The sequence below is a fragment of the Ideonella azotifigens genome, from assembly GCF_021043325.1.
GTDB classification, from domain to species: Bacteria; Pseudomonadota; Gammaproteobacteria; order Burkholderiales; family Burkholderiaceae_C; genus Ideonella; species Ideonella azotifigens.
Map to the genome: position 1 here is coordinate 684,643 of NZ_JAJNKD010000001.1, position 25,079 is coordinate 709,721.

The following is a 25,079-nucleotide window of genomic DNA, read 5'->3' on the forward strand; positions in this document are numbered from 1 at the left end:
CTGTCCACCGACTGGCCGCGCCACACGTTGAACCTGCAAGCACGAAGAAGGAGTTCCACCATGCGTTCCTTGCTGCTCTGGGCGCTGGGCGTGCCCATTCCCATCATCATCCTGATCGCTCTGATCCACTGACCACCGCGGTCCCGGTCCCCCTGCCGGTGCGGCGATTCGAAATCGCCGGCAAATCAGGTGCCTCTATTACCTGAAGTCTGGAGAAGTCCAATGAAAAAATCCCTGATCAATTCGCCGCTCAAGAAGCTGCTCGCCGCTGCCGGCATCCTGGTGCTGGCAGCGCCTGCGATGGCGCAAGTGACCTTCTACCAAAACGATCGTTTCCAAGGCCGCTCGGTCAGCGTGCAGACGCGCGTCGATGACCTGCACCGCTATGGCTTCAATGACCGCGCATCCTCGGTCGACGTGCGCGGCGGGCGCTGGGAAGTCTGCGAGGACTCGAATTTCCGTGGCCGCTGCGTGGTGCTGCGCAGTGGCAGCTACCCGTCGCTGCGCGACATGGGCCTGAACGACCGCGTCACCTCGGCACGGCTGTTGCGCAGCAATGACCGGATCGACGAGGCGCGCTATGCGCCGCCGCCGCCGCCCGCCTACAACTACTACCGCCGCGGTGGCGAGCGTCTGTACGAAGCCCAAGTCACGCAGGTCCGGGCCGTGATGGGCGAGCCGAACCAGCGCTGCTGGATCGAGCGTGACCGTGTCGTGCGCCAGGACCAGCCGAATGTGCCGGGCGCGCTGGCTGGCGCGGTGATTGGCGGCATCCTGGGCCACCAGATCGGCGGCGGCAATGCCGGCACCGCAGTGGGCGTGGTCGCGGGTGGCGCGCTGGGTGCCAACATCGACCGCGGCCAGCAGCAGTCGGTGCAGAACGTGCAGCGTTGCCAGAACGTGCCCGACCGCACGCCGGACTACTACGACGTGGTCTACCGCTACAACGGCATCTATCACCACGTTCAGACGACCAATCCGCCTGGCCCGACCATCACCGTGAACGGCCGCGGCGAACCGCGCAGCGCGTGATGCTGGGAAGCGCTCGTGCCTGGCACGAGCGGCCAGCAAAAAGGGCGACCCTCGGGTCGCCCTTTTTGCGTCTGCCGCAACGGCAGCGGGTCATGCCCGGCCTGGGCTCATTCCCAGTAAGGCGGGCGGCTGTAGTAGCGGTGCACCTGCACATGCCACTCGCGATCGGCTTCGCTGGGCCAGCTGTCCTTGTCGAAGCCTGGCGCGTGGTCGAATTTTTCCTTGCTGGCATCCAGCACGAAGCACTTGCGGTCGGCGTCCAGCGTCAGTGCGCTCCACGGCAGGGCGAACAGCTTTTCCCCCAGGCCGAGGAAGCCGCCCGAGGCCATCACCACGTAGGCGATGCGGCCGGACGACATGTCCAGCATGATCTCCTCGATGGTGCCCAGCGTCTGTTCCTGCAGGTTCAGGATCTTGTCGCCGGTGATGGTGCTGGCCGTCAGCAGGCCCGGCCCCGGGCCGTTGGGCACGGGGGTCACGGTGCCGGGCGGCAGGCCGGGGTTGACGAGTGCCGGGTCGCGCAGGTCGGCGCTGCCGGGGAAGGTGTCGAGCATGGCCATGGTTTGCCTTTCTTGCGGCGCGGGCCGCAGCGAAGAAGGTAGAGACAAGCGCAGCGGGCGGGCCGTTGCGCACTTGGTCTGGTCACGGCAAGTGGTGTGCCGCGGAACACGCCGCTCAGCGGGGCGGATGTTCCGGGTCGCGCTTGCCTTTGGGCCCGGGCGCCGATGGCGGCAGCCGGCGGTTCAGCGCTTCCAGCACCGGCCCCTTGTCGGTGTCGACCTTGCCGCTGACCACGTCCTGGTGGGCCTGGCGCGTCACCGGGTCCGGCTCGGCTGCGGTGTCGGCCGATTCATCCCGCTCATGCGGCAGCTGGGGCTTGGCCTGCCCTTGCTGGTTGGCCGTGGTTTGCGCATGGGGCGCTTGGGTCTTGGTCGGGTTGGCGGTGCGCATGAAGGCAACTCCTGGTGGTGGGGGTTGCCTTGCATGGGCAGGTGCCATGCCTGCGCGCCGGCTCAGGCCGGTGTGCGGCGGTTGGCCGGTGCCAGGTGCATGAGCTGGCGGTACTTGGTGACCGTGCGGCGAGCCACGTCCAGGCCCTGGCTGGCGAGCTGGCGGGCAATCTCGGCGTCCGACAGCGGGGCCTGCGGTTGCTCGTGCTCGATCATCTGCTTGACCAGGTCGCGGATCGCGGTCGGCGAGCAGGCGCTGCCGTTGCGGCTGACCATCGCGCGCGAGAAGAAATGCTTGAGCTCCAGCACACCGCCGGGCGTGGCCATGTACTTGTTGTTGGTCACGCGCGAAACAGTGGATTCGTGCATGCCCAGTTCGTCGGCAATTTCGCGCAGGCCCAGCGGCTTCATGGCCATCGGGCCGTAGTCGAAGAACTGGCGCTGGCGGTCGACGATGGCCTGGGCCACGCGCGCGATGGTGGCAAAGCGCTGGGCGACATTGCGCATCAACCAGCGCGCTTCCTGCAGGTGCGAGCTCAGCTCCGCATGCGGGCTGGGCTGGCGGCCCAGCATGTCGGCGTAGGTGTGGTTGAGCCGCACGCGCGGCACGATGGACGGGTTCAGCATGGCGGTCCAGCGGCCGCGCAGCTTGCGCACCACCACGTCCGGCGTCACGTACTGGATGCGGCTGCCGCCGACGCGCCAGCCCGGCCGCGGGTCCAGCCGGCGCAGCCGCGCGCAGGCGGCTTCCACGTCGTTCTGCGTGGCGCCCAGGCGGCGCGCCATGCCGGCCAGGTCACGCTTGGCCAGGCCCTCCAGTTCTTCGCAAACAATGCGCGTGGCCAGTGCCTGCAACTCGGCTCCGACGATGGAGGGCAGCTGCAGCAGCAGGCATTCCTGCACCGTGCGCGCACCGATGCCCAGCGGCTCCAGCGACTGCACATGGCGCAGCGCGATGCGCCACTCCACGTCCTGCACTGGCGGCTCGTCGCTGAGCGGCGGCAGCAGGTCGTCCATGGGCTGGCGCAGGTAGCCGTCTTCATCCAGCGAATCGATCAGGGTGCGGGCCAGCAGCAGGTCGCGCTCGGACAGCCGCATGCATCCCAGCTGCCGGTGCAGGTGTTCGGCCAGCGTGGTGGCCTCGGGCACGAAGTCCAGGGCGCTGGCCTCTCCCCCTTCGGCGTTGCGCTGGCGCGCCTCGGGCAGGTCGTTCCAGTCGCCAGGCTCGGGCGCGTCGGAGGCGTTTTCCAGCGGCGGCGTGTCCAGCCCGCTGGCGCCCTCAGGCAGCGGCTCGCCTGCCTGGCTGTCGTCGCTGTCCAGCGCCTGGGTGTGGGCTGCCGCGTCGTCGCCGCCGTCGTGGCGGTCTCGCACGGTGGCGGCCACGCCGTCCGACCGGTCTGCCGCCGCCGCATCCCCTGCTTCATCGGTGTCGAGGAAGGGGTTGCGGTCCAGCAGTTCGGAGACCTCGTGATTGAAGTCCAGTGACGACAGCTGCAGCAGGCGCACGGCTTGCTGCAAACGGGGCGACAAGGTCTGTTTCTGGCGAAGTTCGCCGCGCAGCGTCAGGGTGTTCATGACAAGCGCCTGCGCAATGTCCATGCCTGGCCGGGTGGGCGCGGAGCTGTTGTCTTTTCCGGCGAACTGCCGCCTATCTTGTCGCAACTTTCGCCACCAGGTCGTACCTGGCGGCGCTGGGCGATGCTGGCCTGTCAAAACTACACACGCCGGCCGGCGGCTTTGCGGCAAGCAATCCCGGCGCTGTCGGAGGCGGCTGACGGCGGCGCACAGATCCCGTCCGATGCCGGCCTCGCGCCCGCCGCGATGCGCGGCATGGGGCTTGCCTGTCCTGCGCTGCATGGACATGTCGCTGTTGTGCGCGAGCTTCTTGCTGGTCGGGGCCGTGCTGGTGGCCATGGCCTTGGCCGAGCCGTGGGTGAGGCGGCTGCCGCTGTCGCCGGCACTGATCTATCTCATCGTCGGCTGGGTGATGGCGACCGTGGCGGTGCCGCCGCTGCCCGGGCTGGACCTGGCGCACAAACATGCCGGGCTGGTGCGGGTGCTGAGCGAGCTGGCGGTGCTGCTGTCCTTGTTTGCCATCGGACTGAAGATCCGCATTCCGGCGAACTGGCAGGCCTGGCGCGCCCCCGTGCTGCTGGCCACTTCCGGCGTGGTCTGGACCTGGCTGCTGGGCGGCGCGCTGGCCTGGCTGCTGTTGCCGCTGAGTTTGCCGATGGCCTTGCTGCTGGCGGCCATCCTGGCGCCGACCGACCCGGTGCTGGCCTCGGACGTGCAGGTGCATGACGCCAGCGACCGCGACGCGCTGCGCATGTCGCTGACGGTCGAGGGTGCGCTGAACGATGGCACCGCGGCGCCGCTGGTGCTGCTGTCGCTGGGATTCCTCGGCCTGCACGAACTGGGCGACCACGCCTTGCGCTGGGCGCTGGTGGACACGGCCTGGTCCTTGTGCGGCGGCGTGGCGCTGGGGGCGGCCTGCGGGCGCGGCATCGGCCACCTGATGCTGCGCCGCGTGCGCTCGGGTTCGTCGACCGAATGGGACGAGCTGCTGTACCTGGGCACCATCGGGCTGACCTCGGGCCTGGCCCAGTGGCTGGCGGTTTCGGGTTTCCTGGCGGTGTTTGCCGCGGGTGCGACGCTGCTGCGCCACCACCCGGCCGCATCGCCCGCGCCCGAGGCCCAGCCGCTGGGCCATCAGCTGCGGGCTTTCGGTGCGCGCTGCGAGCGGCTGGTCGAGGTGCTGATGGTGTTGCTGATCGGTGCGGCGATGACGCGGGTGCAGTGGAGCCTGGGGGTGTTGCTGTTCGCGCTGGCGATGCTGGTCGTCGTGCGGCCGGTGAGCGTCGTGCTGGGGCTGCTGCCGCGGCCCTTGCCGCGCGGCCAGCGCGGGCTGGTGGCCTGGTTTGGCATTCGCGGCGTCGGCTCGCTGCTGTACCTGGCGATGGCGCTGCAGATGGGCGTGAAGGGCGAGGCCGCCGAGCGGCTGGTGTCGGCCACGCTGGCCTGCATTGCGCTGTCCATCGGCGTGCACGGCGTCTCGGCCACGCCGCTGATGGGCAGTTACCAGCGCCGCCGCGAGCAATGGGACCGGCGGCGTGACCGGCGATTGCAGATGGGCCGCGCGGTGCCCGCCAGTCCGCTGGACGTCGAGGAAGATCCAGGCCGCCTACCGCCGCGCTGAGCTGTTCCGCGCCGCGCAACAGCCGGCCACCCCCGGCCACCCCCGGGCTCGCGCTGTGGCACAGTGAATGCGTCCCTTCCATTCCAAGGCATGCCTTCCGTGAACAAGCGCAGCACCGCGACCGCCACCATCCATGACGTGGCCCGCCTGGCCCAGGTTTCGATCAAGACGGTTTCGCGCGTGGTCAACCAGGAGCCTGGGGTGCGGGAAGACACCCGCGAGGCGGTGCAGCGGGCCGTGGCCGAGCTCAACTACCGGCCCAAGCAGTCGGCCCGCAGCCTGGCCGGTGCCCGCTCCTTCCTGATCGGGCTGCTTTACTACGATCCGAGCGCGGCCTTCGTCGGCGGGGTGCAGCAGGGCGCCACGCTGCGTTGCCGCGAGGCCGGCTATCACCTGGTGGTGGAGTCCCTGCATGACGACGCGCCGGACCTGGCAGAGCAGGTGGATCGCATGGTCTGGGCCTTGCGGCCCGACGGCATGATCCTGACGCCGCCGCTGTGCGACAACCCGCAGGTGCTGGCAGCGCTGCGCGACAGCGCCACGCCCTGCGTGCTGATCTCCCCCGCCCGCGACCTGCCGGACATGCCCAGCGTGCGCATGGACGACACCCGTGCGGCCGAGGAGATCACCAACCTATTGATCAGCCTGGGCCATCGCCGCATTGCCTTCATCCAGGGGCCGAAGAACCAGGCCGCGTCCGGCCTGCGTTACCAGGGCTACCTGCGGGCGATGAAGGCCCACCGCCTGGCCGTGGACCCCGAGATGGTCTACCGCGGCGACTTCTGCTTCGACTCGGGCGTTGACGCAGCGCACCACCTGCTCAGTCGCAGGCAGCGGCCGACCGCCGTCTTTGCCGGCAATGACGACATGGCGCTGGGCGTGCTGGCGGCCGCCCAGCGCCTGGGGCAGATCGTGCCGGACGACCTGTCCATCGCCGGGTTCGACGACTCCGCCGCAGCCAGCCTGGTCTGGCCGCCGCTGACCACCGTGCGGCAGCCGATGAACGAGATGGCGCACGAGGCGGTGCAGATGCTCACCGTGTCGCGCCATGACGATGGCGAGACCGGTCCGCCGCACCGGGTCCTGCCTTATGAACTGGTGGTGCGCGACTCGACCAGCGCCCCTGGCGGCAAGGCAGAGCTTGGGCTTGCGCCGCAAGCCGCGCCACGGCCAGCGGCGAGGGCCGCTTCGAAGGCCGGCACTAAGGCAGCGGTCAAGCGCGCACGTTGACTGGCTCGCGCTCGGCGGCACGCCCGCACAGCGCCGTCACCAGGGCCCGGTGGTCTGGCAGGTCGGCCACTGCATGTGGTGCCAGCGAGCGCAACTGGCGCATCTCGGCCGAGGCCGCCGCGAGCGGCTGGCCCGCTTGCCAGGCCGCGTGGCGCTCGGTCTCGAAGCCCATGCCGTAGAGCACGTACTGCCAGCTGGACGGCGGGTACATCTCCACGTCGGTGATGAAGTCCAGCCGGTGCGGCGGGCGGCAGCGCCACATGGTCAGTTGTTCGCGCAGGTGCGGGCTGAAGCTGGCGGGGTCGCGGTTGTCGCGCCAGAAGGCGCTGTCCTCGCGCTGGCTGAGGCCGTAGTGCAGCTTGATGAAGTCGACGATGCGCTCGTAGCGCTGGCGCATGAACTGGTTGAAATGCCGCGCCACCGGGGCCATCTGTCCGTCGTACGGGAACAGGTGGGCGATCAGGTAGGCGGCCGTCTCGATCAGGCCGATGCCCGAGGCCTCCAGCGGCTCCAGGAAGCCGCTGGACAGGCCCACGGCCACGCAGTTGTGCTGCCACTGCAGTTCACGGTAGCCCAGCGGCAACTGCAGCGAGCGCACCGGCAGTCCGTCCGCCGTGGGGCCGGCATAGGCGCGCAGCACCCGCTCGGCCTGCGTGGCGTCGGTGTGGCGGCTGGAGAAGACATGGCCGATGCCGCGGCGCTCCTGCAGGCCGATGTCCCAGATCCAGCCGGCTTCCTGCGCCGCGGAGATGGTGCAGGAGGCAATCGGAACGTCGGCTGCGGGGTAGGGCAGTTGCAGCGCCAGCGCGCTGTCGACGAACAGCTGGTCGCTCACCGACTTCAGCGGCACGCCCAGGCTGCGGCCGATCAGCTCGGCGCGCAGGCCGCTGCAGTCGATGTACAGGTCCGCCTCCAGCTGCTGGCCGCAGCGGGTGTGAACGGCGGCAATGCCGCCATCCGCGCGCAGCGCCACGCGTTCCACCTGGGCGAGCTGGTGCTGCACGCCCAGCTCGCGGGCCCGGCGGCCCAGTAGGCCGGCGAGTTTGCCGGCATCGAAGTGGTAGGCGTAGTTCATCGCGCCGCTGAAGTCGCCATCGCCCGGCCGCTTGGGCCCGCGCCGCGCGGCCACCACCGCGGCCTGCAGCGTCACCGCGTCGGCCAGCGCCACGCCGGGCGCCGCGCCTGCCACCCAGGCGGGCACCAGCTCGGGCGCACCCGGGCGCTGGCTGGGTGTGCTGAAGGGATGGAAGTAGGAGCGAGGCTGCGTCGTCGCGGTCCCCGGCGCGTGCTGCCAGTCGTCAAAGCGGATGCCTTGCTTGAAGGTGGCGCCGCACTCGCGGATGAAGCGGGCCTCGTCAATGCCGATGGCCGCAAGCGTACCGCGCATCGAAGGGAAGCTGCCTTCCCCGACGCCGATGATGGGGATGTCGCTGGCCTCGACCAGGCGGATGCGGATGCCGTCCGGCCGGTCGCTGCGCAGGTGGCGAGCCAGGTAGCAGGCGGTGAGCCAGCCGGCCGTTCCGCCGCCGAGGATGAGGACGTTCCGGACCGGTGGCATCTGTGTGGACATCGCAGCTTCCATGACGAGGTGGGTGGCATGCATGTGCGCCGGGTGACGGGCGCGGGCGACACCGCAGCGTGCCCCTTCAGGGCGGCTGTTCAGGGACCCGAGGGTTCTCACTGAGTGTCTGGAAAGCATCATAGAACGATCTTTGACACCGCTGTCATTTGTACCGTTGACAGCGCTGTCATCGCGTCGTTAGGATCCGGCCCATCGGCACTTCGAGGCACAGCCCTCGAAGGCCGGGAGCTGCTGGCTCGAACAACGAGCCAGTCCGCAGGAGAGCATGCGCAGCCTTCGCTGACGCGGCCCGTGCCCATGACAGGAGACAAGATGACCCATGTTGCCCAGCCAGCGCGCCTGGCCTTGAAGACCCCCGTTGTTCTGGCGGTGCTGAGCCTGCTGGCAGGCACCGCACACGCGCAGGCCGCCGATCCCGCCGCACCCAAGGCCCCCGAGGCTGAGACCAGCGTGAATGCGCTGTCTCAAGTGGTGATCACCGCCACCAAGCGCAGCACGCCGCTGCAGCGCACGCCGGTGGCTGTCACGGCCATCAATTCGGCACAGCTGGACGACAACCACGTGCAGACCATTGCCGACATGGTCAACCTGGTGCCGAGCTTCCAGGCCACCACGCAGGGCGACCACGGGGTCATCACGATGACGTTGCGCGGCATTGGCAATGACAGTGCCAAGACCGAGTACGCAGACCCCGAGGTCGCGATGTTCGTCAATGGCATCTACGCACCGCGCGCCGAAGGCGCTGCCGCACTGATGTTCGACCTGGAGTCGGTGGAGGTCCTGCGGGGGCCGCAGGGCACGCTGTGGGGCCGCAACTCGACGGTGGGTGCCGTCAACATGCAGACGGCCAAGCCGGTGCTGGGCAAGCTGATGGGCAGCGTGGAAGGCGGGCTGGGCAACTACGGCCGCATTGGCGTGCGCGGTGCGATGAACCTGCCGCTGAGCGACGACATGGCCTTGCGCGTGGCCCTGGTGCACGAGCAGCACGACGGCTTTGTGGCCTACCAGCGCGCGCCGCAGCTTTCGCTGGCCAGCCAGCAGGCCGCTGCGGCGCCGGTGATCGACGCATGGAACACCGCCCATCCGGCTAACCCGATCGCCTTCCAGCCGCTGAACCCGAACATCTTCGTGCAGGGCGGCCCTCGCTACAGCGCACAGGACCAGACGGCCGGCCGCCTGAGCCTGCTGTGGAAGCCCAGCGAGGCCCTGAGCATCGACCTGTCCTACGAGAAATTCCTGGACCGCGGCACGCCCAGCATGAACCTGATGCAGACCCCGCGCGAGGGCGAGAGCTTCTGGTCTGCGCTGATCGACACCGCGCCGGCCATGCACCGTGACAGCAACACCTTCCGCAGCCGCATCGACTACGCGCTGAGCCCCGACCTGGCCCTGGCCTACATCGGCGGCTGGTCGCGCTTCACCGGTTCGGCGGACTATGACCAGGATGGCGGCGCCAAGGTACCCACCAGCTTCACCACTGGCGCCACCTACCAGCAGAACCGCACCAACTGGTCCAGGTACACCAATCACAGCCATGAGCTGGAGCTGCTGTCCACCGGCAAGCACGAGATCGACTGGATCCTGGGCCTGTACTACGCGGCCGAGGACAACGGCATCCGCTTCGACATTCCCATCATGAACGGCACCCAGCAGGGCACCGTGGGCTGGCAAGGCTCGTTCATCCAGCCCAAGGAAACGGTCAACTCGCAGGCGGTGTTCGGCCAGGCCACCTGGAACCTCAGCGACGCGCTGCACCTCACCGGCGGCGCCCGCTACACCCACGACGACCGCAAGAACATAGGCGGCACCAACAACGGCTGGACCGGCGACGCAACGGTGCAACAGGTACCTCTGGATGCTGGCAGCGATCCGCTGGCGGCGGGCTCCGGCTTCTCCAGCTACCAGAAGAACGATGGGCACTACAAGGGCGACAAGGCCACCTACCTGGGTCGCCTGAGCTACCAGGTCGACAAGGACACCTTGTTCTACGGCAGCGTGTCCACCGGCTACAAGTCCGGCGGCCTGCAGGACGGTGGCCGCCCGTATGGCATGGAGACCCTGACCAACTACGAGGTCGGCAGCAAGATGACGCTGGCGGGCGGCTCGGTGAGGTTCAACAACGCGATCTACTACGAGAACTTCAAGGACTTCCAGTTCAGCGCGCCGGTCACCAACCCGGACGGCAGCCACTCGCTGGCCACCTCGAACGCCGAAGGCGCCAAGGTCTACGGCGTTGAATCCGAACTGGCCGCCAAGCTGACCGAGGCCGACCGGCTGCAGCTCTCGCTTGCCTACGCGCACACCCGGCTGGGCAAGCTGCTGGCGGGCAGCAACGACTACGCCTTGCCGGCCTGCCCGGATCCGCTGATCAGCAATTGTCTGGATGTCACCGGGCACGAGCTGCCGCACGCCCCGCGCTTCTCCGCGCAGGTGCAATACCAGCACACCTTCGGCTTTGACAACGGCGGCACCCTGACCCCGCGCATCGCGCTGCACTACGAGACCGCCAGCTGGCTGAGCGTCTTCAACCTGGGCGACGGGGACAAGCAGAAGGCCTACACCCGGACCGATGTGGGGCTGCGCTACAGCGCGGCCAAGGGCTGGTGGACGGACCTGTGGGTGCGCAACATCGAGAACGCCAAGGTCAAGACGAATGCGCAGAACGCCTTTGGCGCGTGGCAGTCGCAGTACCTGCCGCCGCTGACCCTGGGCGTGAACGCCGGCATCGAGTTCTGATGGCCCTCGCTGACAAGTTCCCCTCGGATTTCCTCTGGGGTTCGGCGACCAGTGCCGCCCAGATCGAGGGGGCCGCCCGGGAGGACGGCCGTGGCCCTTCGATCTGGGACCGCTTCTGCGCCCAGCCCGGTCGCATCAAGGATGCGTCCACCCCCGAGGTCGCCTGCGACCATTACCACCGCTATGCCGAAGACGTGGGCCTGATGCGCTGGCTGGGCCTGGGCGCGTACCGCTTTTCGCTGTCCTGGTCCCGCCTGCAGCCGCAGGGGCGCGGTGCCTGGAACGAGGCCGGGTTCGACTTCTATGACCGCCTGCTCGACGAGTTGCTGGCCGCCGGCATCCAGCCGCTTGCAACGCTTTATCACTGGGACCTGCCAGCGGCGCTGGAGGACAGCATCGGCGGTTGGCTGAGCCGAGACATCGCGCCGCTGTTTGCAGACTATGCGGCCGAGGTGGCGCGCCGCTTCGGTGACCGCCTGCACTCCATCGCCACCCTCAACGAGCCCTGGTGCGTGGCCACGCTGGGCTACGAGACGGCGCAGTTCGCGCCCGGCCACACCAGCCGTGCCGAGGCCGCGCAGGTCTCGCACCATCTGCTGCTGGCCCATGGCCAGGCCATCCAGGCCATGCGGGCGGTCTGCCGCACGCCGCTGGGCATCGTGCTCAATCACACGCCGTCCTTTGCGGCGGCGCCCAACGAGGCGGACCGCATCGCCACCCGCATCGACGACGGCCTGAACGTGCGCTGGTACATGGACCCGGTGTTCCGCGGCACCTACCCGGCCGATGTGCTGGCGTACCTGGGCGCGGATGCGCCGCGCGTCCAGCCTGGCGACATGGCCACGATCCAGCAGCCGCTGGACTTCCTGGGGCTGAACTTCTACACCCGCAGCATCATCAGTGCGAGCCCGCCGGCACCGCCCGCGCCCGGCCTGCAAGGCTTCACCGACATGGGCTGGGAGGTGGTGCCGGAGGTGCTCACGCAGCACCTGGTGCGGCTGACCCGCGAATACGCGCCGCCGCCGATCTTCATCACCGAAAACGGCATGGCCAATGCGGACGAACTCCGCGAAGGTCGCGTGGCCGACACGCCCCGCATCGCCTACCTGCAGAGCCACCTGCAGGCCCTGGCCAGGGCGATGCAGCTCGGGGTGGACGTGCGCGGCTACTTCTACTGGAGCCTGCTGGACAACTTCGAGTGGAACTCGGGCTACGCCAAGCGTTTCGGCCTGTTCCATGTGGACTACGCCACCCAGCAGCGCACCGCCAAGGACAGCGCCCACTGGTACCGGCAGTTCATCGCTGCGCAGGCGGGGCCGTGAAAGCGGGCAAGGCGCCCGCCGCCGAAGCGGCTGTCGCGGTGGACCGCAGCGCAAAGGTCAATCGCTACCTGGCGGAGTTCCTGGGGGCACCGCGCCTGGTCTACCTGCCTGTGCGTGCTTCGCGCGCGGCGGACGGGCGCCTGGTGCTGGAGGCTGGGGAAGCGGGGCAGGCGGTCTGGCCCGAGGCGCTGCCTGTATTGCCGGCCGAAGGCGTCATCGCGCTGGGCCTGCGGCCTGCCAGGCTGCAGGTGCTGAGGCAAGCCACCGAACGGCGCACAGCCGGCCTGGTGCTGCAAGCCCGGGTGCTGCAGGTGCTGCTGCTCGGTGGCCGCAGCCTGGTCCAACTGCTGCTGCCCGGCCATGCCGAGGCCTTGAGCCTGGACCTGGGCGAGCGCTGGCAGGGGCTGCCGCAGACGGGAGACCGTGTCGACCTGGGTGTTGAAGAGGCGGGCCTGTACGGCCACGACGGCCAGTTGCTGGCCGGCTTTGCACCGAGCGCAAAGGGCGGGCGCCGGGCCTGTCTGCCGTCGGGCAGGACCAGCTCGGTGAGCTGCCGGCCAGCGCTGGTGCCGGACATGAAATGGCCTTGAAGCCGGGCTGAAACAAGGTACGCTGGCGGCGACTTTTTCCTGCCGCCGCCTTGTCCCATCCTGCTTCTCCCCCACCCGGCATGCCGGGCACCGCCGCCGCACCGACTCGCCGCGACTGGCTGGGCCTGATCGCCCGGGCCGCCGGCAGCGGTGCGATGCTGCAGGCCATGAGCGGCCTGGCCCAGGCCCAGCCTTCGGGCTACGCCGGCCCGCCGAAACTGCAGGGCGCGCCACGCGGCGCCAGGGTGCTGGTGCTGGGCGCCGGCATGGCCGGGCTGGTCTCTGCGCTGGAGCTGCGTGCCGCCGGCTACCAGGTGCAGGTGCTGGAGTACCAGCAGCGCGCCGGTGGCCGGGCCTGGACGCTGCGCGGCGGCGACCGCTACACCGAGCTGGGTGGCGCCACGCAGCACTGCCAGTTCGACCCGGGCCTGTACTTCAATCCCGGCCCCTGGCGCATTCCGCACCACCACCATGGCGTGCTGGACTACGCCAAGCGTTTCCAGGTGCCGCTGGAGCCGTTTGTGCAGGTCAACCACAACGCCTACCTGCACAGCCTCGACGCGTTTGGCGGCAGGCCGCAGCGCTTCCGCGAAGTGCAGGCGGACTTCAACGGCCAGGTCGCTGAACTGCTGGCCCGGCTGGCGCCGGCCGCCAAACTCGATGCAGCGGTCAGCAAGGACGACCTGGACCAGCTGCGCGAGGCCTTGCGGGGCTGGGGCGCATTGGACAAGGACTTTCGCTACACGGCGGGCTTCCACAGCGCCGACCGGCGCGGCTGGCAGGTGCCGCCGGCCGGCGGGTTGATGCCGGCGCCGGTGCCTTCGCAGCCTGTTGCGCTGAGTGACCTGCTCAAGAGCGGGCTGTGGCGCGGGCTGGCCGATGGCCATGGCTACGAGTACCAGACGACGATGTTCCAGCCGGTCGGCGGCATGGATCGCATTGCGCAGGCGATCTACCGCGAGGTGGCGCCGCTGGTCACGCTGGATGCCAAGGTCACCGGCATTGCGCAGGACGGGCGTGGCGTGACGGTGCGCTATTTGCGCGACGGTGCGAGCGAGCAGGTCGCGCAGGCCGACTGGTGTGTCTGCACGCTGCCGCTGTCGGTGCTGGGACAGTTGGCGCTGCAGGTGCAGCCGGCGCTGCAGGCCGCCATCGAGGCGGTGCCGTATGCCGCGGCGGTGAAGGTGGGGCTGCAGTTCCGCCGCCGCTTCTGGGAGGAAGACGAGCGCATCTTCGGCGGCAACACCCGCACCGACCTGCCGATCACGCAGATCGGCTACCCGTCGACCGACTTCAACCGCGGCGGCAAGGGTGTGCTGCTGGGCGCCTACGTGTGGGGGCCCAATGCCTTCGAGTTGAGCGGCATGGCGCCCGAGCAGCGGGTGCGCATTGCGCTCGAACAGGGTGCCCGCATCCACCCACAGTACCCGGCCGAGTTCGAGAACGGGATGTCGGTCGCCTGGCACCGCATGCCGGCCACGCTGGGTTGTTTTGCCGAGTGGCGCGACGAGCTGCGCGCGGCGCACTACGCGAACCTGTGCGCCGTCGACGGCCGGGTTGTGCTGGCCGGCGAACACGCTTCGCTGCTGCCGGCCTGGCAGGAGGGCGCGGTGCTGTCGGCGCTGGACGCGGTGGGCCGGCTGCATGCCAAGGCGGTGGCCACGTCATGATGAACAGGCTTGCATTCCCGTTGCTGCTGCTCGCGGCACCGTTGGCTGCGAACGCCGATTCGGTCGACCCGCTGCTGTCGCAGGGTTGGACCTTCCAGCAGCGCGATGGCGCCGCGCTCTACCGCGCCGCCTGCCAGGGCTGCCACATGGACCAGGGGCAGGGCGCACAAGGCGCGGGGGCCTACCCGGCGCTGCGCGGCAACGTGCGCGCCGGCATGGCCGAATACGTGATCCACAACGTGCTGCACGGCCGCAGGGCGATGCCGCCCGTCGGCGAGTTCATGGAAGACGTGCAGGTCGCGGCGGTCGTCAACTTCGTGCGCCAGCAGTTCGGGCCCAGGCCCGCGGCTGGCGAGCCCTTGCCGCTGCCTGTCACGGCCGCGGACGTGAAGCGCCAGCGCTGAATTCGAATTGGAGAACCTCATGCCCAAAGCCCCCCTCTTCGCCGTCGCCGCATTGCTGCTGGCGGGCGCCACGCAGGCCGCCGAAGTCATCCGCTACAAGATCCCGAACTCCGACTTTCCGATTGCCCGCGCGGTCGAAGTGCCGGCCGGCGTGACGATGGTTCACCTCAGCGGCGCCGGCCCGACGGTGGCCGATCCGGCCGCAGCGCCCAACAGCGTGGCCTCGTTTGGCAATACCCGCGTGCAGACCGTCAGCACGCTGAAAGCCATCGAGGCCACGCTGGCTGCGCTGAAGCTGGGCATGAAGGACGTGGTGCGCATGCAGGTGTTCCTGGTCGGCGACCCGGCGCTGAACGGCGCGATGGATTTCGACGGCTTCATGGACGGCTACCGCCAGTTTTTCGGCAGTGCAGCCCAGCCCAACCTGCCGGTGCGCTCGACGGTCAAGGTCGCCGGGCTGGTGAACCCGGGCTGGCTGGTGGAGATCGAGGTCAGCGCGGCCAGGCCCTGACAACGCCAGGGGATGAGAAAATGGTGCTGCAGCCTGCATCTTCTTGTGAGCGCTGACACATCGGAAAGAGGTTGATCATGAAGCGATGGATGGCCGGGTGGGGCCTGACCGCCGCGCTGTGCACCGGGGCCGGTGCCGGTTTGCTGGGGGGCTGCGGCAGCGCGCCGACGGCCAGTGGCGCCAAGGCGCCCGTCTCGACGCCAAGCGCATTGCACGAGCTGGTCGGCAGTCGCTGGATCGCGATCAGCCTGGACAGCAGTGCCACGCCTGGCGGCGGCCTGCCGTCGCTGCAGTTCATCAGCGCCACGCAGGTCAGCGGCTCGGGCGGCTGCAACGGCTTTGGCGGCAAGCTGCAGATCGAAGGCGAGCAACTGCGCTTCGGCCCGTTGGCCGCCACCCGCAAGCTCTGCATGGGCACGCCGGTGATGGAAAACGAAGACCAGTTCCTGCGCCTGCTGGAGCAGACCCGCTCGGGTGTGCTCGAAGGCGATGTGCTGGTGCTGCGCGGTGAGTTGGGCGCGGCTTTGCTCCGCCTGCGACGCGCCGCTTGAGCTGAGGCACCCGGTCCCGCGAGTACGCGAGACCACCCGCCAAGCGGGTTGCGCAGCCGCTTGGGGCGGCCCGGCGCCGGCTGCTGGCTCGCTAGGCTGCGGCCAGGTTGACGTCGCCATCATGGCGATCCCGGCGCAACGCGCGATGCGTCGCGCGGGCGTGGGGCACCCAGGCTTGCTTGGCCCAGCGGCGCCACATCAGCAGGCCGCGTATCCATTCGTCGCATGCATAGGCCAGCCACAGGCCCGGCAGGCCCAGGCCGAGGTGCACGCCCAGCAGCCAGCTGCCGCCGGCCAGCACCAGTAGCAACGAACCGGTGCCGGCGATCACCGGGTAGCGGGCGTCGCCGGCGGCGCGCAGCGCGTTGATGACCACCAGGTTGAAGGTGCGGCCGGGTTCGACCAGCACCGTGAGCCACAGCAGCAAGGCGCCGTTGCGCAGGATCTCCGCATCTTCGGTGAACAGGCCCAGCAAGTGGCGGCCGGCCAGTGCGGCCAGCAAGGCCAGGCACAGGCTGACGACAATGCCCCGGCCCAGCGCCTTGCGCACCAGTTGGTGGGCCTCGTGCAGCTGGCCGGCGCCAATCAGGTGCCCGACCACGATCTCGACCGCGAGGCCGGTGGCTGCGCCAAACAGCAGCAGCCAGTACATGACCTGCATCACGTAGGCATGGGTGGCCAGCGCCTGCGCGCCCATGTGGCCGGCCGCGGCCACGCTGGCCATGAAGCACAGCCGCCAGCTCAGGTTCTCGGCGGCGCCGGGCAGTCCGATGCGCAGGATCGCGGCCAGCTGGCGGCGCGGCGGGTGCCACCAGTCGCGCCGGGTGGGCACCAGGCCCAGGCGCACTTTCCACAGCAGCAGGTGCAGCGCCACGCCCAGGAAGCGCGCGCCCAGCATGGCCAGTGCGTAGCCGGGCAGGCCCAGGGCAGGCACCGGGCCCCAGCCGCGCATCAGTGGCACGGCCAGCAGCAGGTGCACCAGATGCATCGTGATGATGACGAACAGCGCCTCGCGGGCGTGCAGGTGCGAGCGCATCACGCTGGCCATCGAGGCATTCCAGGCGTCCAGCAGGATGCAGGGCGCCAGCGTCATCAGGAAGGGCACGGCGACGACCAGCACCTCGGCCGGGGCATTCACCAGACCCAGCATGCCGCGCGCGCCGACCAGCGCCATCACGGCTGCCGCGGCACCGATCCAGGTGGCGGCACCCAGCGCGGCACGCGCCACGGCGTCGGCCTGGTCACGGCGCTGGCTGCCCAGGCATTGCGTGAGCACCACGCTGATGCCCGCGCCAATGACGCGGAACAGCATGAACAGCGTGGCGAACACATGGTTGGCCAGCGCAAAGCCGGCGCCTGCTTCGTCGGACAGCCGGGCAGCCAGCGCAGTGCCGATCAGGCTCACGGCCATGCCGAGACCGAGTTCGAGGAACAGCGGCCAGACGAGTTTCAGCAAACGGGGAGGGTGCGGCATGACGTCCGCCAGTCTGGCCCGGCCCACATCCCTTCAATGCCCTGAAAAGCGGGTGTGTACCCAAAAAGAAACCGCGGACAGTCCATCGACCTGGCGACGCGCGGTCTCAAGGAAACGCCGGGCCGCCCCAAGTTTCCCTGACCCCCTCGGGGGGCGGACGACGCTGGCGTCGGCCCGGGGGCGCTCTCACAATCCAGTGGTGGCGCGGAACAGGCCTTCGGAGCAGGCGGCGCAGGTGGGCTGCTCGCCGGTTGGGTCCATCGCCGGGTTGAACTTGTTGTAGAAGACCACCACGCCGTTCTGGGTGGTGATGAAGACTTCAGGGTCGATGCGCTCGTGGCCATCGGCGTCGTCGCTGACCTTCCACAGCTTGGTGGTGGCAGTGGGCGAGACCGCGGCGATGTAGATGGCCGTCGGGTAGGTGTAGGGCTCGCTCTTGACCGCCAGCACCACGTAGGACTTGCCCAGGTAGACGAAGGGCTCGGGCGAGGCCACGGTGCTTCCCGCAGGCAGCATGATGCTGTTGATGACCGCCCACTTGCCCGAGCCGTCACCCTTGTAGAAGCGCAGCTCGTTTTCGTTGACGGTGCTCAGCAGCACCAGCTTGTTGTTGTATTCCGGGGCGCGCCACATCCAGGGCACCGTGCGCACGTCCTTGGCGCCGTCGTCGCTGGTGATCTGGGTCAGCTTGCCGGTGTCGAGCTGTTCCATGAACACCTGATTGGTGCCGTTGACGTCCTGCGAATAGACCAGGCCGTTGTTGCCCTTGGTGAATCGCACCGAAACCGGCTTGGGCGTGCGGGCCATGCCCAGCACTGGCGCTTCCGACGCGACGTCGTACAGGTAGCGCCAGTAGTGGTTGTTCTTCGCATCGACATAGCTGATGCGCGGCTGCGTGTCGCCAGTGTCATCGCTGGCATACGGCGCGTTGCGGCCCGCATTGGGCCCCAGCATGATGGGTGCGCCCCAGGTCGTGCCGTCGGCACTGCCTTCGACCAGGGCCAGCCGGGCGGCCGAGGGCTTGGCCGGATCGGCCACGAACTTGGTGTAGACGACGTGGTCGCCAGTGGAGGTCGACACCCACTCCGGCCCGTTGGTCGTGATGCTCATCTCCTGCGGCGTGATGGCATCGGTGTCCAGCAGCTTGTAGGTCGGCTTCAGGATGTTGCCGGTCGCAGGGTCCAGCGTGCCCACCCACAGCTGACCGTTCTTGTCGCACCAGGTGAACATGCTGCGCGAGGGGCTGAACTCGAGGTCCAGCAGGTCCTTGCGCGGCGCGGCCTGGGTCTCATTGGGCGCGAAGTCAGATTTTAGCGCTTGGGCATGGGCCGCAAGCGGCGCAAGCAGGGTCATGCCGGCCAGCGTCAATGCAGTCAGTGGGCGTGTACTCACAAATTACCTCTGGAGACGAAACAGACAAAACAACGCCTGGACCTGCGCTGCCACGGGCCGCATTGTGAGTGCAGCGCATGACAGGTCACCAGATGTAACGTGCACTTTGATGCGCTTGCTGCGCCTTGAAGTGCGGGCCCCAACGTTCGCTGAGCGAAGCATGAAGCTTGCCAGCAGCGTCTGTTCCGGGGAAGCACTTTGAAATGCTTCACCCCCCATGCGGCAATGTGCACGTGGGTGGCGAGCGGGCGGTCTGGCGTCAGCGTCCTGTCAGCCAGGCGGCGCGTGTGGCCCAGCGCAGCTGCCAGGCGTCCAGCTCTTCGGCCGGCATGGGCCGGGCAATGAAATAGCCCTGGGCCAGTTGGCAGCCAGCCTGGCGCAGCAGCTGCCAGTCGGCCTCGTCTTCCACGCCTTCGGCCACGGTGCTCATGCCCAGCTGGCCGGCCAGGCCCAGGCTGGATTCGACGATGCTGCGCAGCGAGGCATCGCGCCAGGCGCCGTGCACGAAGCTGCGATCGATCTTCAGCTCGTCGAACGGGATGTCGCGCAACTGCGTCAGCGACGAGTGGCCGGTGCCGAAGTCGTCGATCGCGACGCTGACGCGCTTGAGCCGCAGCCGCGTCAGCGCGTCCACCGTGGCCAGCGGATGCGCCATCAGCCGGCTCTCGGTGACTTCCAGCACCAGGCTGGACAAGGCCACGCCGGCAGCGGCGGCCTCGGCGGCGATCTGGTCCGGGAAGTCCAGTGCCGACAGGCTGTCCATCGAGATGTTGACGGCCACCTGCAGGTGGCGCTGCTGCGAGGTCCATTCGCGTGAATCGCGCAGCGCCCGGCGCAGCACCTGGCGCGTGAGTTCGCCGATCAGGCCTTGCTCCTCGGCCAGGCCAATGAACTGGTCCGGGCTCACCAGGCCGTGCACCGGGTGCTGCCAGCGCACCAGGGTTTCGACGCCGACCCAGCGCCCGGTCGCCAGCTCGACCTTGGGCTGGTAGTGGTTGACGAACTCGTGCTGCGCCAGCGCGCGTGGCAGCTCGTCTGCCTGCACCTTGCTGGGCCGCGGGCTGTTGGCGTGGCGCGGCGGTGCCGGCGTGCGCGGGCCGTCCAGCAGCTGGCGCAGCTGTTCGGGCGAGACCGGCTTGTCCAGGGCGCCCAGCACGCTCAGCCCGTGCGCGCGGGCCAGCCGCACCGCCGTCTGCACGATGCGTGGCGCCTCGCCACTGATCAGCACCAGGTCGCCCTGGTAACCGGCTTCGCCGAGGTGGCGGATGAATTCGACGCCGTCCATGTCGGGCATCTGCAGGTCGCAGAAGACCAGGCCTATGGAGGCGCCGGCGGGCGTGGCTGCGCCGTCGGCAGCCGGGATTTCGGGCAGCGGCGGCGCGGCGCGCAGCAGCGCCAGCGCCTCGGTCGCGCAGCCGACGGCGACGACCTGGCGCGCGCCCAGGTTCTGCAACTGGCGGGTCAGCAGCTTGAGCACAAACGGCTCGTCGTCCACCACCAGCACCGTGTGTTCGAGTCTTGTCATGACGGCCATGCCTCCTCCTGCCCTCGGGCCTGTCCCAGCGCCGTGGCCAGCGCCTGTTCCAGCGCTGCAAACGCCTGTTCGAATTCGGCCAGGCCACGCGTCAGCGCGGCTGGGTCCAGTCGCCGCCCCTGCTGCTCCAGCGTGGCGCAGAGCTCGCCGAGCGCCAGCGCGCCCACCGAGCGCGATGAAGACTTCAGCTTGTGCGCCAGCGCGGCCGCCTGCTTGGCATCGCCCGCGGCGTGAGCCAGGCGCAGCTCATGGGCCAGCGTGCGCGCCGAGCTGCGGAACTCGCGCAGGAATTCATCGACGACTTCGGGTGCATCGCCAATCAGCGCGCGCAGCACGTCCAGCCGCAGCACCGGCAGCACCTCGGGCGGCAGGCTGGCTGGCACCAACGGAGCCGACGTGGCCGATGGCGCCGGCAGTGACTCCGCGGGCGGCGTGGCTTCGTGGCGCGGCGGCAGCCAGGCGTCCAGCGCAATGCGCAGCGCGCGCAGCGGCACCGGCTTGGTCAGGTAGCCGTCCATGCCGGCGGCCAGCGCGCGCTGCTCTTCGCTTTTCAGCGCGTTCGCCGTCAGTGCCACGATGGGCATGTGCTGCCCGGGCGATTCTTCGCGCCGCAGCTGGGTGGCCAGCGAATAGCCGTCCAGCTCGGGCATGTGCAGGTCGGTCAGCAGCAGCGCATGCTGGCCTTCGCGCCAGCGCTGCAAGGCCTGGCGGCCGTCGTCGACCACTTCGGCCGTGTGGCCCAGCAAAGCCAGCTGGCGCTGGATGACCTTCTGGTTCACAGGATCGTCTTCGGCGACCAGGATCAGCCGGCCGCGGGCGCGCGCCTCGGCCACGCTGAGCGGCGGCGGGGCTGGCGGCTGCTGCGGGTCGTCGGCAATGCCGGGCCGGACCAGCGAGCGCGCCCCTGGCGCCGGCACTGGCGTCAGGCCGAGCGCGGCTGCGCTGGTGACGTTGGCGCGCAACTCTGGCGAGGCACGGCCGGCCATCATGGCCACGCCGCGCAACAAGGCCTGGCGCCGCAGCACGCCCAGCGCGCCAACGTTGGGTGCCACCAGCTGGGCCGGGCCCAGGCGGCCACCACCGATCAGCAGCTGGCGCAGGTCGCCGGGCATGCCGGGCAGCGGGCTGCGCCAGTCGGGCGGGCTGTCGTCCGCAGCGTCCACCAGCACCACCGGCCCGGCGTGGGCCGCGGCCAGGTCCTGGGCCTGGGTCAGGCTGTTGACCCGCTGCACGCGGGCGCCGGTGGGCACCAGATAGGCGGCAAGGTCGTCGGTGGGCAAGGCGCCCTGAGCCATCAGCAGCACCGTCAGCCCATGCAGCTCGGGGGTGGCGCTGGGCTGCCAGGCGGGCTCGGGTAGCACAGGCGCGGGGGCGAGCCGGTCGCCATCCTGGCCTGGCAGGTGGCTGTCATGGCGGGTGGCCAGGGCCGGATCGGCCGCTGGCAGCGGCAGGCCGACCTCGAAGGTGGTGCCCAGGCCGGGTTCGCTGCGAACCTGGATCCTGCCGTCCAGCAGGCTGATCAGGCGCTCGCTGATGGTCAGGCCCAGGCCGGTGCCGCCGAAGCGGCGCGTGGTCGAGACCTCGGCCTGGGTGAAGGGCAGGAAGATGCGGTCGATGGTGGCCGGGTCCATGCCGATGCCGTTGTCGCTGACCTCGAAGCGCACCTGGCCGGGCTGTGCGCAGTCGGGCTCCACGCGCAGCGCCACGCGGCCGCGCCGTCCGGGCAGGCCGGCGGAGAACTTGATCGCGTTGCTGAGCAGGTTGTTGACGATCTGGCGCAGCCGCACCGGGTCTGTCATCACCAGCTCGGGCAGCGCGGGCGAGCAGAACAGCTGCAGCTCGACCTGGCGCGCGGTGGCCACCGGCTGCAGCGCGTCGCACAGGCGCTCGACCAGCGCGGCCAGGCGAACCGGCGTGCGCTCCAGCACCAGGTGGCCAGCCTCGATCTTCGAGAAGTCCAGGATGTCGTCGATCAGCCGCAGCAGCGAGCTGGCCGAGTCGCGCATGGTGTGCACCGCGTCGGCCTGCTCCTCGGTCAGCGCGCTCTGCGCCAGCAGCTCGGCCATGCCGATCACGCCGTTCATCGGCGTGCGGATCTCGTGGCTCATGGTGGCCAGGAAGGCCGACTTGGCGCGGTTGGCGGCCTCGGCCTGCTGCGTGGCCGCGGCCAGCTGGGCCTCGATCTGCTTGCGCGCGCATACGTCCATCAGCATGCCGTACCAGACGATGCCGCCGTCCTCGCGGCGCGTGGGCAGCGCATCGACCGCGATCCAGCGCCAGGCCTCGCCCACGCGCAGCCGGAATTCGCTGCGCAGCGGCGTCAGGTCGCGGCTGGAGGCGTTCATGTCCTCGTTCAGGCCAGGCAGGTCGTCGCCGTGCACATTGCGGTAGAGCTGGTGGCGGTCGGCCAGCAGCTCGGCCGGGGTCAGGCCCAGCACGCTGGCGGCCGAGCCGCTGAGGAACACGAAGCGCGATTCACCCTGGGCCGGTCGCTCGAATTCATAGACCACGCCGGGCAGGCTGGCGAAGATGGTGTCGGTGCGCAGGCGCTGCTCGGCCAGCTCGGCCTCGTGGGCCTTGCGCTGGCTGATGTCGATGTGGGTGCCGGCGGCCCATTCGGGCAGGCCTTCCGGCGTGCGCGAGACGAACTTGGCGCGCGACTGGGTCCAGATCCAGCGCCCGTCGGCATGGCGAACCCGCTGCTCGACCTCGTAGTGCGACAGCGCTCCGGCGTGGTGGGCACGGCCTTGCGCCAGCATCGCCGGCACGTCGTCAGGATGCACCAGCTCGCAGAAGCGAGCAAAGCTGAAGGGCTGCACCTCTGCCACCGCGTAGCCGAACATTGCCGCCCAGCGGGCGTCGGCCAGGATTTCACCGGTCTGTGCATTGAACTCCCAGCTGCCCACGTCGCTGCCTTCGAGCACATGGTCCAGCCGCTGGCGCTCACGCTGCAGCGCCTGGTTGGCCTGGCGCACCGCGGTCACGTCGGTGTCGATGGCCATGAAGCCGGTCAGCTGGCCTTCTGCGCTGCGCAGCGGACGGACTTCGGTGCGGGTCCAGTAGACCTGGCCGTCGGGTCGCCGGTTTTCGATCTCGCCATCGAAGTTGTCCCCGGCGGCATAGGCCTGGGCCAGCGCGGCCTTCGCCTCGGACGTGCCCAGGTTGGACCGCATCAGCGCATGCGGCAGCTGGCCAAGCGCCGCTTCGGCACTGTGGCCGGACATCGTGCTGAACGCCTGGTTGGTCCAGACGATGCGGCCCTGGGCGTCCATCACCATCACGGCGCTGGAAGTGCGCTCTGCCACTTGCGAGAGCCGGTCCAGGTCGGCCGTCATGCTGGCAGCCAGCGCCAGCGCGCGGGCCCGCGCCGAGGCCATGGCCCAGATGCTGCCGGCCAGCAGCAGGCTCAGCAGCAGACCGCTGGCGGCCTGCAGCGACAGCGCCCGCGTGTGCTGCTGCTCGGCGTCGAAAGCCGGCGTGCTGCTGGCCGACAGCCGCAGCGGGTGCTGGCCGACCAGCAGGCCGCGCTCGGCCAGGAAAGCTGGCATGGCGCCTGGGCTGTTGGGCCGGCTGTAGATCGGCAGGTCGCTGGCGCCGCCCGCGCCGTCGCGCAGCGAGAAGGCCAGTGGTGTTTCGCCGGCACTGTCCAATCCGGCCAGCAGGCCGTTGGCGCTGATCGAGGCCACCAGCATGCTGCGCAGTGCATCCTGGCGCTGGCTTGGGGTCACGGGGTCGGTGCCGCGGCGGTACACCGGCATCAGGTAGCTGAAGCCTGCCTGGCCCTGCGCGCTGCCTGGCGGCAGATGGGCGGCCAGCGTGGGGTGGCCGCTGGCAACGGCCAGCTGCAGCGCGGCGCGCAGGCCGGGCTCTTCTGCCAGGTCCTGGCCCCAGGCCTCGAAATGCTCGGCCAGCGGTGCGACCAGGCCCATGGGCCACAGCACCGGCTGGCCGCCGTCGCTGCGCAGTGCGAAGCCAGGCGTCAGCTCGCGCTGGTGCACGATGAACTCGGCCAGCCGCCCGCGGCGCACTGGTTCGGCCTGGCCGAAGCTGATCAGGCCCGGCAGGGTGCCGTTCAGCGCCCAGTCGCCAACAAAGTGCTCGAATTCGGCCGCTTCGACCTCATGGCTGGCGCTGTGCAGCGCCTGCAGGCTTTGCAGTCCGGCGGCAATGCTGTCGAAGCGATGCGCGATCTCGCCCGCCAGCCGGTCCACCCGGTGCTGGTAGCGGGCGTTGGCCTCGCCCGCCAGCTGGCCCTGGCGCTGCCACACGGCGGCGGCCGTGACCAGCAGGCCGGCCAGCAGCGTGGCCAGCGCCATTGCGCTGGCAGCGGACAGGGAAAAAGGCCGCCAGAGGCGGATGAGCAAGGCGTGCATGGCGACGGGTGACGGCGGTTCCGCCCAGGGGGACGGGTCTCCAACCGCACATATCGGCCATGCCGCCCGGCAACTGGAGCGCCGCCGCCGCGCGGATTACAGTGCGGGCATGAAATACCTGCACACCATGGTGCGCGTCACGGATCTGGACGCGTCGATGCGCTTTTTCCGCGACGCGCTGGGGCTGGAAGAGGTGCGCCGCACCGAACACGCCCAGGGCCGCTTCACGCTGGTCTACCTGGCCGCCCCGGGCGACCACGACGCCCAGATCGAGCTGACCTACAACTGGGACCCGGAGGTTTACACCGGTGGCCGCAACTTCGGCCACGTGGCCTTCGCGGTGGACGACATCTACGCCACCTGCGAGCGGCTGCAGCAGCATGGCGTGACCATCCTGCGCCCGCCGCGTGACGGCCACATGGCCTTTGTGCGCTCGCCGGACCAGATCTCGGTCGAACTGCTGCAGGCCGGCGGCCGGCTGCCACCGGCCGAGCCCTGGGCCAGCATGCCCAACACCGGCAGCTGGTGAGCG

General features: G+C 69.6%; 19 protein-coding genes. 11 read left to right on the plus strand and 8 right to left on the minus strand.

Annotated features, from left to right (window positions below; all coding sequences use genetic code 11):
* The first annotated feature begins 222 nt into the window (after positions 1-222).
* Positions 223-1,032 (plus strand): beta/gamma crystallin-related protein, encoded by an 810-nt coding sequence (locus LRH25_RS32965; protein WP_310733347.1) that lies wholly within the window; start codon positions 223-225, stop codon positions 1,030-1,032.
* A 107-nt stretch (positions 1,033-1,139) separates the two neighbouring features.
* On the opposite strand, the gene LRH25_RS03180 is transcribed toward LRH25_RS32965, so the two are convergent.
* The 3 genes from LRH25_RS03180 to rpoN all read right to left on the minus strand — a co-directional run bounded on the left by LRH25_RS03180 (position 1,140) and on the right by rpoN (position 3,557).
* Positions 1,140-1,592, minus strand: a complete 453-nt coding sequence (locus LRH25_RS03180) for a PRC-barrel domain-containing protein (protein ID WP_141288978.1) — start codon at positions 1,590-1,592, stop codon at positions 1,140-1,142.
* Between the two features lie 115 nt (positions 1,593-1,707).
* Positions 1,708-1,983 carry a hypothetical protein gene (locus LRH25_RS03185; protein WP_141288980.1) on the minus strand — a complete coding sequence of 92 codons (276 nt, stop codon included), beginning with the start codon at positions 1,981-1,983 and terminating at the stop codon, positions 1,708-1,710.
* A gap of 62 nt (positions 1,984-2,045) precedes the next feature.
* Entirely contained in the window at positions 2,046-3,557 is a 1,512-nt protein-coding gene (gene rpoN / locus LRH25_RS03190) for an RNA polymerase factor sigma-54 (protein WP_231010157.1), read from the minus strand.
* A 280-nt stretch (positions 3,558-3,837) separates the two neighbouring features.
* On the opposite strand from rpoN, the gene LRH25_RS03195 reads away from it, so the two are divergent.
* Together LRH25_RS03195 and LRH25_RS03200 are read left to right on the plus strand one after the other, a co-directional pair.
* The gene (locus tag LRH25_RS03195; protein WP_231010158.1) at positions 3,838-5,178 is read left to right on the plus strand and encodes a cation:proton antiporter domain-containing protein; all 1,341 of its coding nucleotides are present in this window, start codon (positions 3,838-3,840) and stop codon (positions 5,176-5,178) included.
* A 90-nt stretch (positions 5,179-5,268) separates the two neighbouring features.
* The gene (locus LRH25_RS03200; RefSeq protein WP_141291142.1) at positions 5,269-6,408 is read left to right on the plus strand and encodes a LacI family DNA-binding transcriptional regulator; all 1,140 of its coding nucleotides are present in this window, start codon (positions 5,269-5,271) and stop codon (positions 6,406-6,408) included.
* Here LRH25_RS03200 and LRH25_RS03205 read toward each other — a convergent pair.
* Positions 6,392-7,978: a tryptophan halogenase family protein gene (locus LRH25_RS03205; protein ID WP_231010159.1), complete on the minus strand. Its 1,587-nt coding sequence runs from the start codon at positions 7,976-7,978 to the stop codon at positions 6,392-6,394. The genes LRH25_RS03200 and LRH25_RS03205 overlap by 17 nt on opposite strands.
* A 324-nt stretch (positions 7,979-8,302) precedes the next feature.
* Here LRH25_RS03205 and LRH25_RS03210 point away from each other — a divergent pair, with 324 nt between their 5' ends.
* The 7 genes from LRH25_RS03210 (at position 8,303) to LRH25_RS03240 (ending at position 15,774) form a co-directional block, all read left to right on the plus strand.
* On the plus strand, positions 8,303-10,726 hold the full coding sequence (locus LRH25_RS03210) for a TonB-dependent receptor (RefSeq protein ID WP_141289562.1): 2,424 nt from the start codon (positions 8,303-8,305) through the stop codon (positions 10,724-10,726).
* Positions 10,726-12,048, plus strand: a complete 1,323-nt coding sequence (locus LRH25_RS03215; RefSeq protein WP_141289563.1) for a GH1 family beta-glucosidase — start codon at positions 10,726-10,728, stop codon at positions 12,046-12,048. The genes LRH25_RS03210 and LRH25_RS03215 overlap by 1 nt, the downstream gene beginning before the upstream one ends.
* The gene (locus LRH25_RS03220; RefSeq protein WP_141289564.1) at positions 12,045-12,638 is read left to right on the plus strand and encodes a TOBE domain-containing protein; all 594 of its coding nucleotides are present in this window, start codon (positions 12,045-12,047) and stop codon (positions 12,636-12,638) included. Before LRH25_RS03215 ends, LRH25_RS03220 begins: the two co-directional genes overlap by 4 nt.
* An 80-nt stretch (positions 12,639-12,718) precedes the next feature.
* Positions 12,719-14,308, plus strand: coding sequence for a flavin monoamine oxidase family protein (locus LRH25_RS03225; protein WP_231010261.1), 1,590 nt, complete (start codon positions 12,719-12,721; stop codon positions 14,306-14,308).
* Positions 14,305-14,712 carry a c-type cytochrome gene (locus LRH25_RS03230; protein ID WP_231010160.1) on the plus strand — a complete coding sequence of 136 codons (408 nt, stop codon included), beginning with the start codon at positions 14,305-14,307 and terminating at the stop codon, positions 14,710-14,712. The genes LRH25_RS03225 and LRH25_RS03230 overlap by 4 nt, the downstream gene beginning before the upstream one ends.
* Before the next feature lie 19 nt (positions 14,713-14,731).
* On the plus strand, positions 14,732-15,223 hold the full coding sequence (locus LRH25_RS03235; RefSeq protein ID WP_141291427.1) for a RidA family protein: 492 nt from the start codon (positions 14,732-14,734) through the stop codon (positions 15,221-15,223).
* A gap of 77 nt (positions 15,224-15,300) precedes the next feature.
* Complete coding sequence (locus LRH25_RS03240; protein ID WP_141291429.1) at positions 15,301-15,774, plus strand: META domain-containing protein; 474 nt, start codon at positions 15,301-15,303, stop codon at positions 15,772-15,774.
* A 91-nt stretch (positions 15,775-15,865) separates the two neighbouring features.
* On the opposite strand, the gene LRH25_RS03245 is transcribed toward LRH25_RS03240, so the two are convergent.
* The 4 genes from LRH25_RS03245 to LRH25_RS03260 form a co-directional block, all read right to left on the minus strand.
* Complete coding sequence (locus tag LRH25_RS03245; RefSeq protein ID WP_231010161.1) at positions 15,866-17,248, minus strand: MATE family efflux transporter; 1,383 nt, start codon at positions 17,246-17,248, stop codon at positions 15,866-15,868.
* A gap of 186 nt (positions 17,249-17,434) precedes the next feature.
* Entirely contained in the window at positions 17,435-18,640 is a 1,206-nt protein-coding gene (locus LRH25_RS03250) for a hypothetical protein (protein ID WP_231010162.1), read from the minus strand.
* Between the two features lie 259 nt (positions 18,641-18,899).
* Positions 18,900-20,165: an EAL domain-containing response regulator gene (locus tag LRH25_RS03255; protein WP_231010163.1), complete on the minus strand. Its 1,266-nt coding sequence runs from the start codon at positions 20,163-20,165 to the stop codon at positions 18,900-18,902.
* Positions 20,162-24,547, minus strand: coding sequence for a CHASE domain-containing hybrid sensor histidine kinase/response regulator (locus tag LRH25_RS03260; RefSeq protein ID WP_231010164.1), 4,386 nt, complete (start codon positions 24,545-24,547; stop codon positions 20,162-20,164). The genes LRH25_RS03255 and LRH25_RS03260 overlap by 4 nt, the downstream gene beginning before the upstream one ends.
* A 109-nt stretch (positions 24,548-24,656) precedes the next feature.
* On the opposite strand from LRH25_RS03260, the gene LRH25_RS03265 reads away from it, so the two are divergent.
* Positions 24,657-25,076 (plus strand): VOC family protein, encoded by a 420-nt coding sequence (locus LRH25_RS03265; RefSeq protein ID WP_141291025.1) that lies wholly within the window; start codon positions 24,657-24,659, stop codon positions 25,074-25,076.
* The last annotated feature ends 3 nt before the right edge of the window (positions 25,077-25,079 follow it).

Coding starts and splice junctions, on each gene's coding strand:
- LRH25_RS32965 (WP_310733347.1), top strand. CDS start 223: ATGAAAAAATCCCTGATCAATTCGCCGCTCAAGAAGCTGCTCGCCGCT.
- LRH25_RS03180 (WP_141288978.1), bottom strand. CDS start 1,592: ATGGCCATGCTCGACACCTTCCCCGGCAGCGCCGACCTGCGCGACCCG.
- LRH25_RS03185 (WP_141288980.1), bottom strand. CDS start 1,983: ATGCGCACCGCCAACCCGACCAAGACCCAAGCGCCCCATGCGCAAACC.
- rpoN (WP_231010157.1), bottom strand. CDS start 3,557: ATGAACACCCTGACGCTGCGCGGCGAACTTCGCCAGAAACAGACCTTG.
- LRH25_RS03195 (WP_231010158.1), top strand. CDS start 3,838: ATGGACATGTCGCTGTTGTGCGCGAGCTTCTTGCTGGTCGGGGCCGTG.
- LRH25_RS03200 (WP_141291142.1), top strand. CDS start 5,269: ATGCCTTCCGTGAACAAGCGCAGCACCGCGACCGCCACCATCCATGAC.
- LRH25_RS03205 (WP_231010159.1), bottom strand. CDS start 7,978: ATGTCCACACAGATGCCACCGGTCCGGAACGTCCTCATCCTCGGCGGC.
- LRH25_RS03210 (WP_141289562.1), top strand. CDS start 8,303: ATGACCCATGTTGCCCAGCCAGCGCGCCTGGCCTTGAAGACCCCCGTT.
- LRH25_RS03215 (WP_141289563.1), top strand. CDS start 10,726: ATGGCCCTCGCTGACAAGTTCCCCTCGGATTTCCTCTGGGGTTCGGCG.
- LRH25_RS03225 (WP_231010261.1), top strand. CDS start 12,719: ATGCCGGGCACCGCCGCCGCACCGACTCGCCGCGACTGGCTGGGCCTG.
- LRH25_RS03230 (WP_231010160.1), top strand. CDS start 14,305: ATGATGAACAGGCTTGCATTCCCGTTGCTGCTGCTCGCGGCACCGTTG.
- LRH25_RS03235 (WP_141291427.1), top strand. CDS start 14,732: ATGCCCAAAGCCCCCCTCTTCGCCGTCGCCGCATTGCTGCTGGCGGGC.
- LRH25_RS03240 (WP_141291429.1), top strand. CDS start 15,301: ATGAAGCGATGGATGGCCGGGTGGGGCCTGACCGCCGCGCTGTGCACC.
- LRH25_RS03245 (WP_231010161.1), bottom strand. CDS start 17,248: ATGCCGCACCCTCCCCGTTTGCTGAAACTCGTCTGGCCGCTGTTCCTC.
- LRH25_RS03255 (WP_231010163.1), bottom strand. CDS start 20,165: ATGACAAGACTCGAACACACGGTGCTGGTGGTGGACGACGAGCCGTTT.
- LRH25_RS03260 (WP_231010164.1), bottom strand. CDS start 24,547: ATGCACGCCTTGCTCATCCGCCTCTGGCGGCCTTTTTCCCTGTCCGCT.
- LRH25_RS03265 (WP_141291025.1), top strand. CDS start 24,657: ATGAAATACCTGCACACCATGGTGCGCGTCACGGATCTGGACGCGTCG.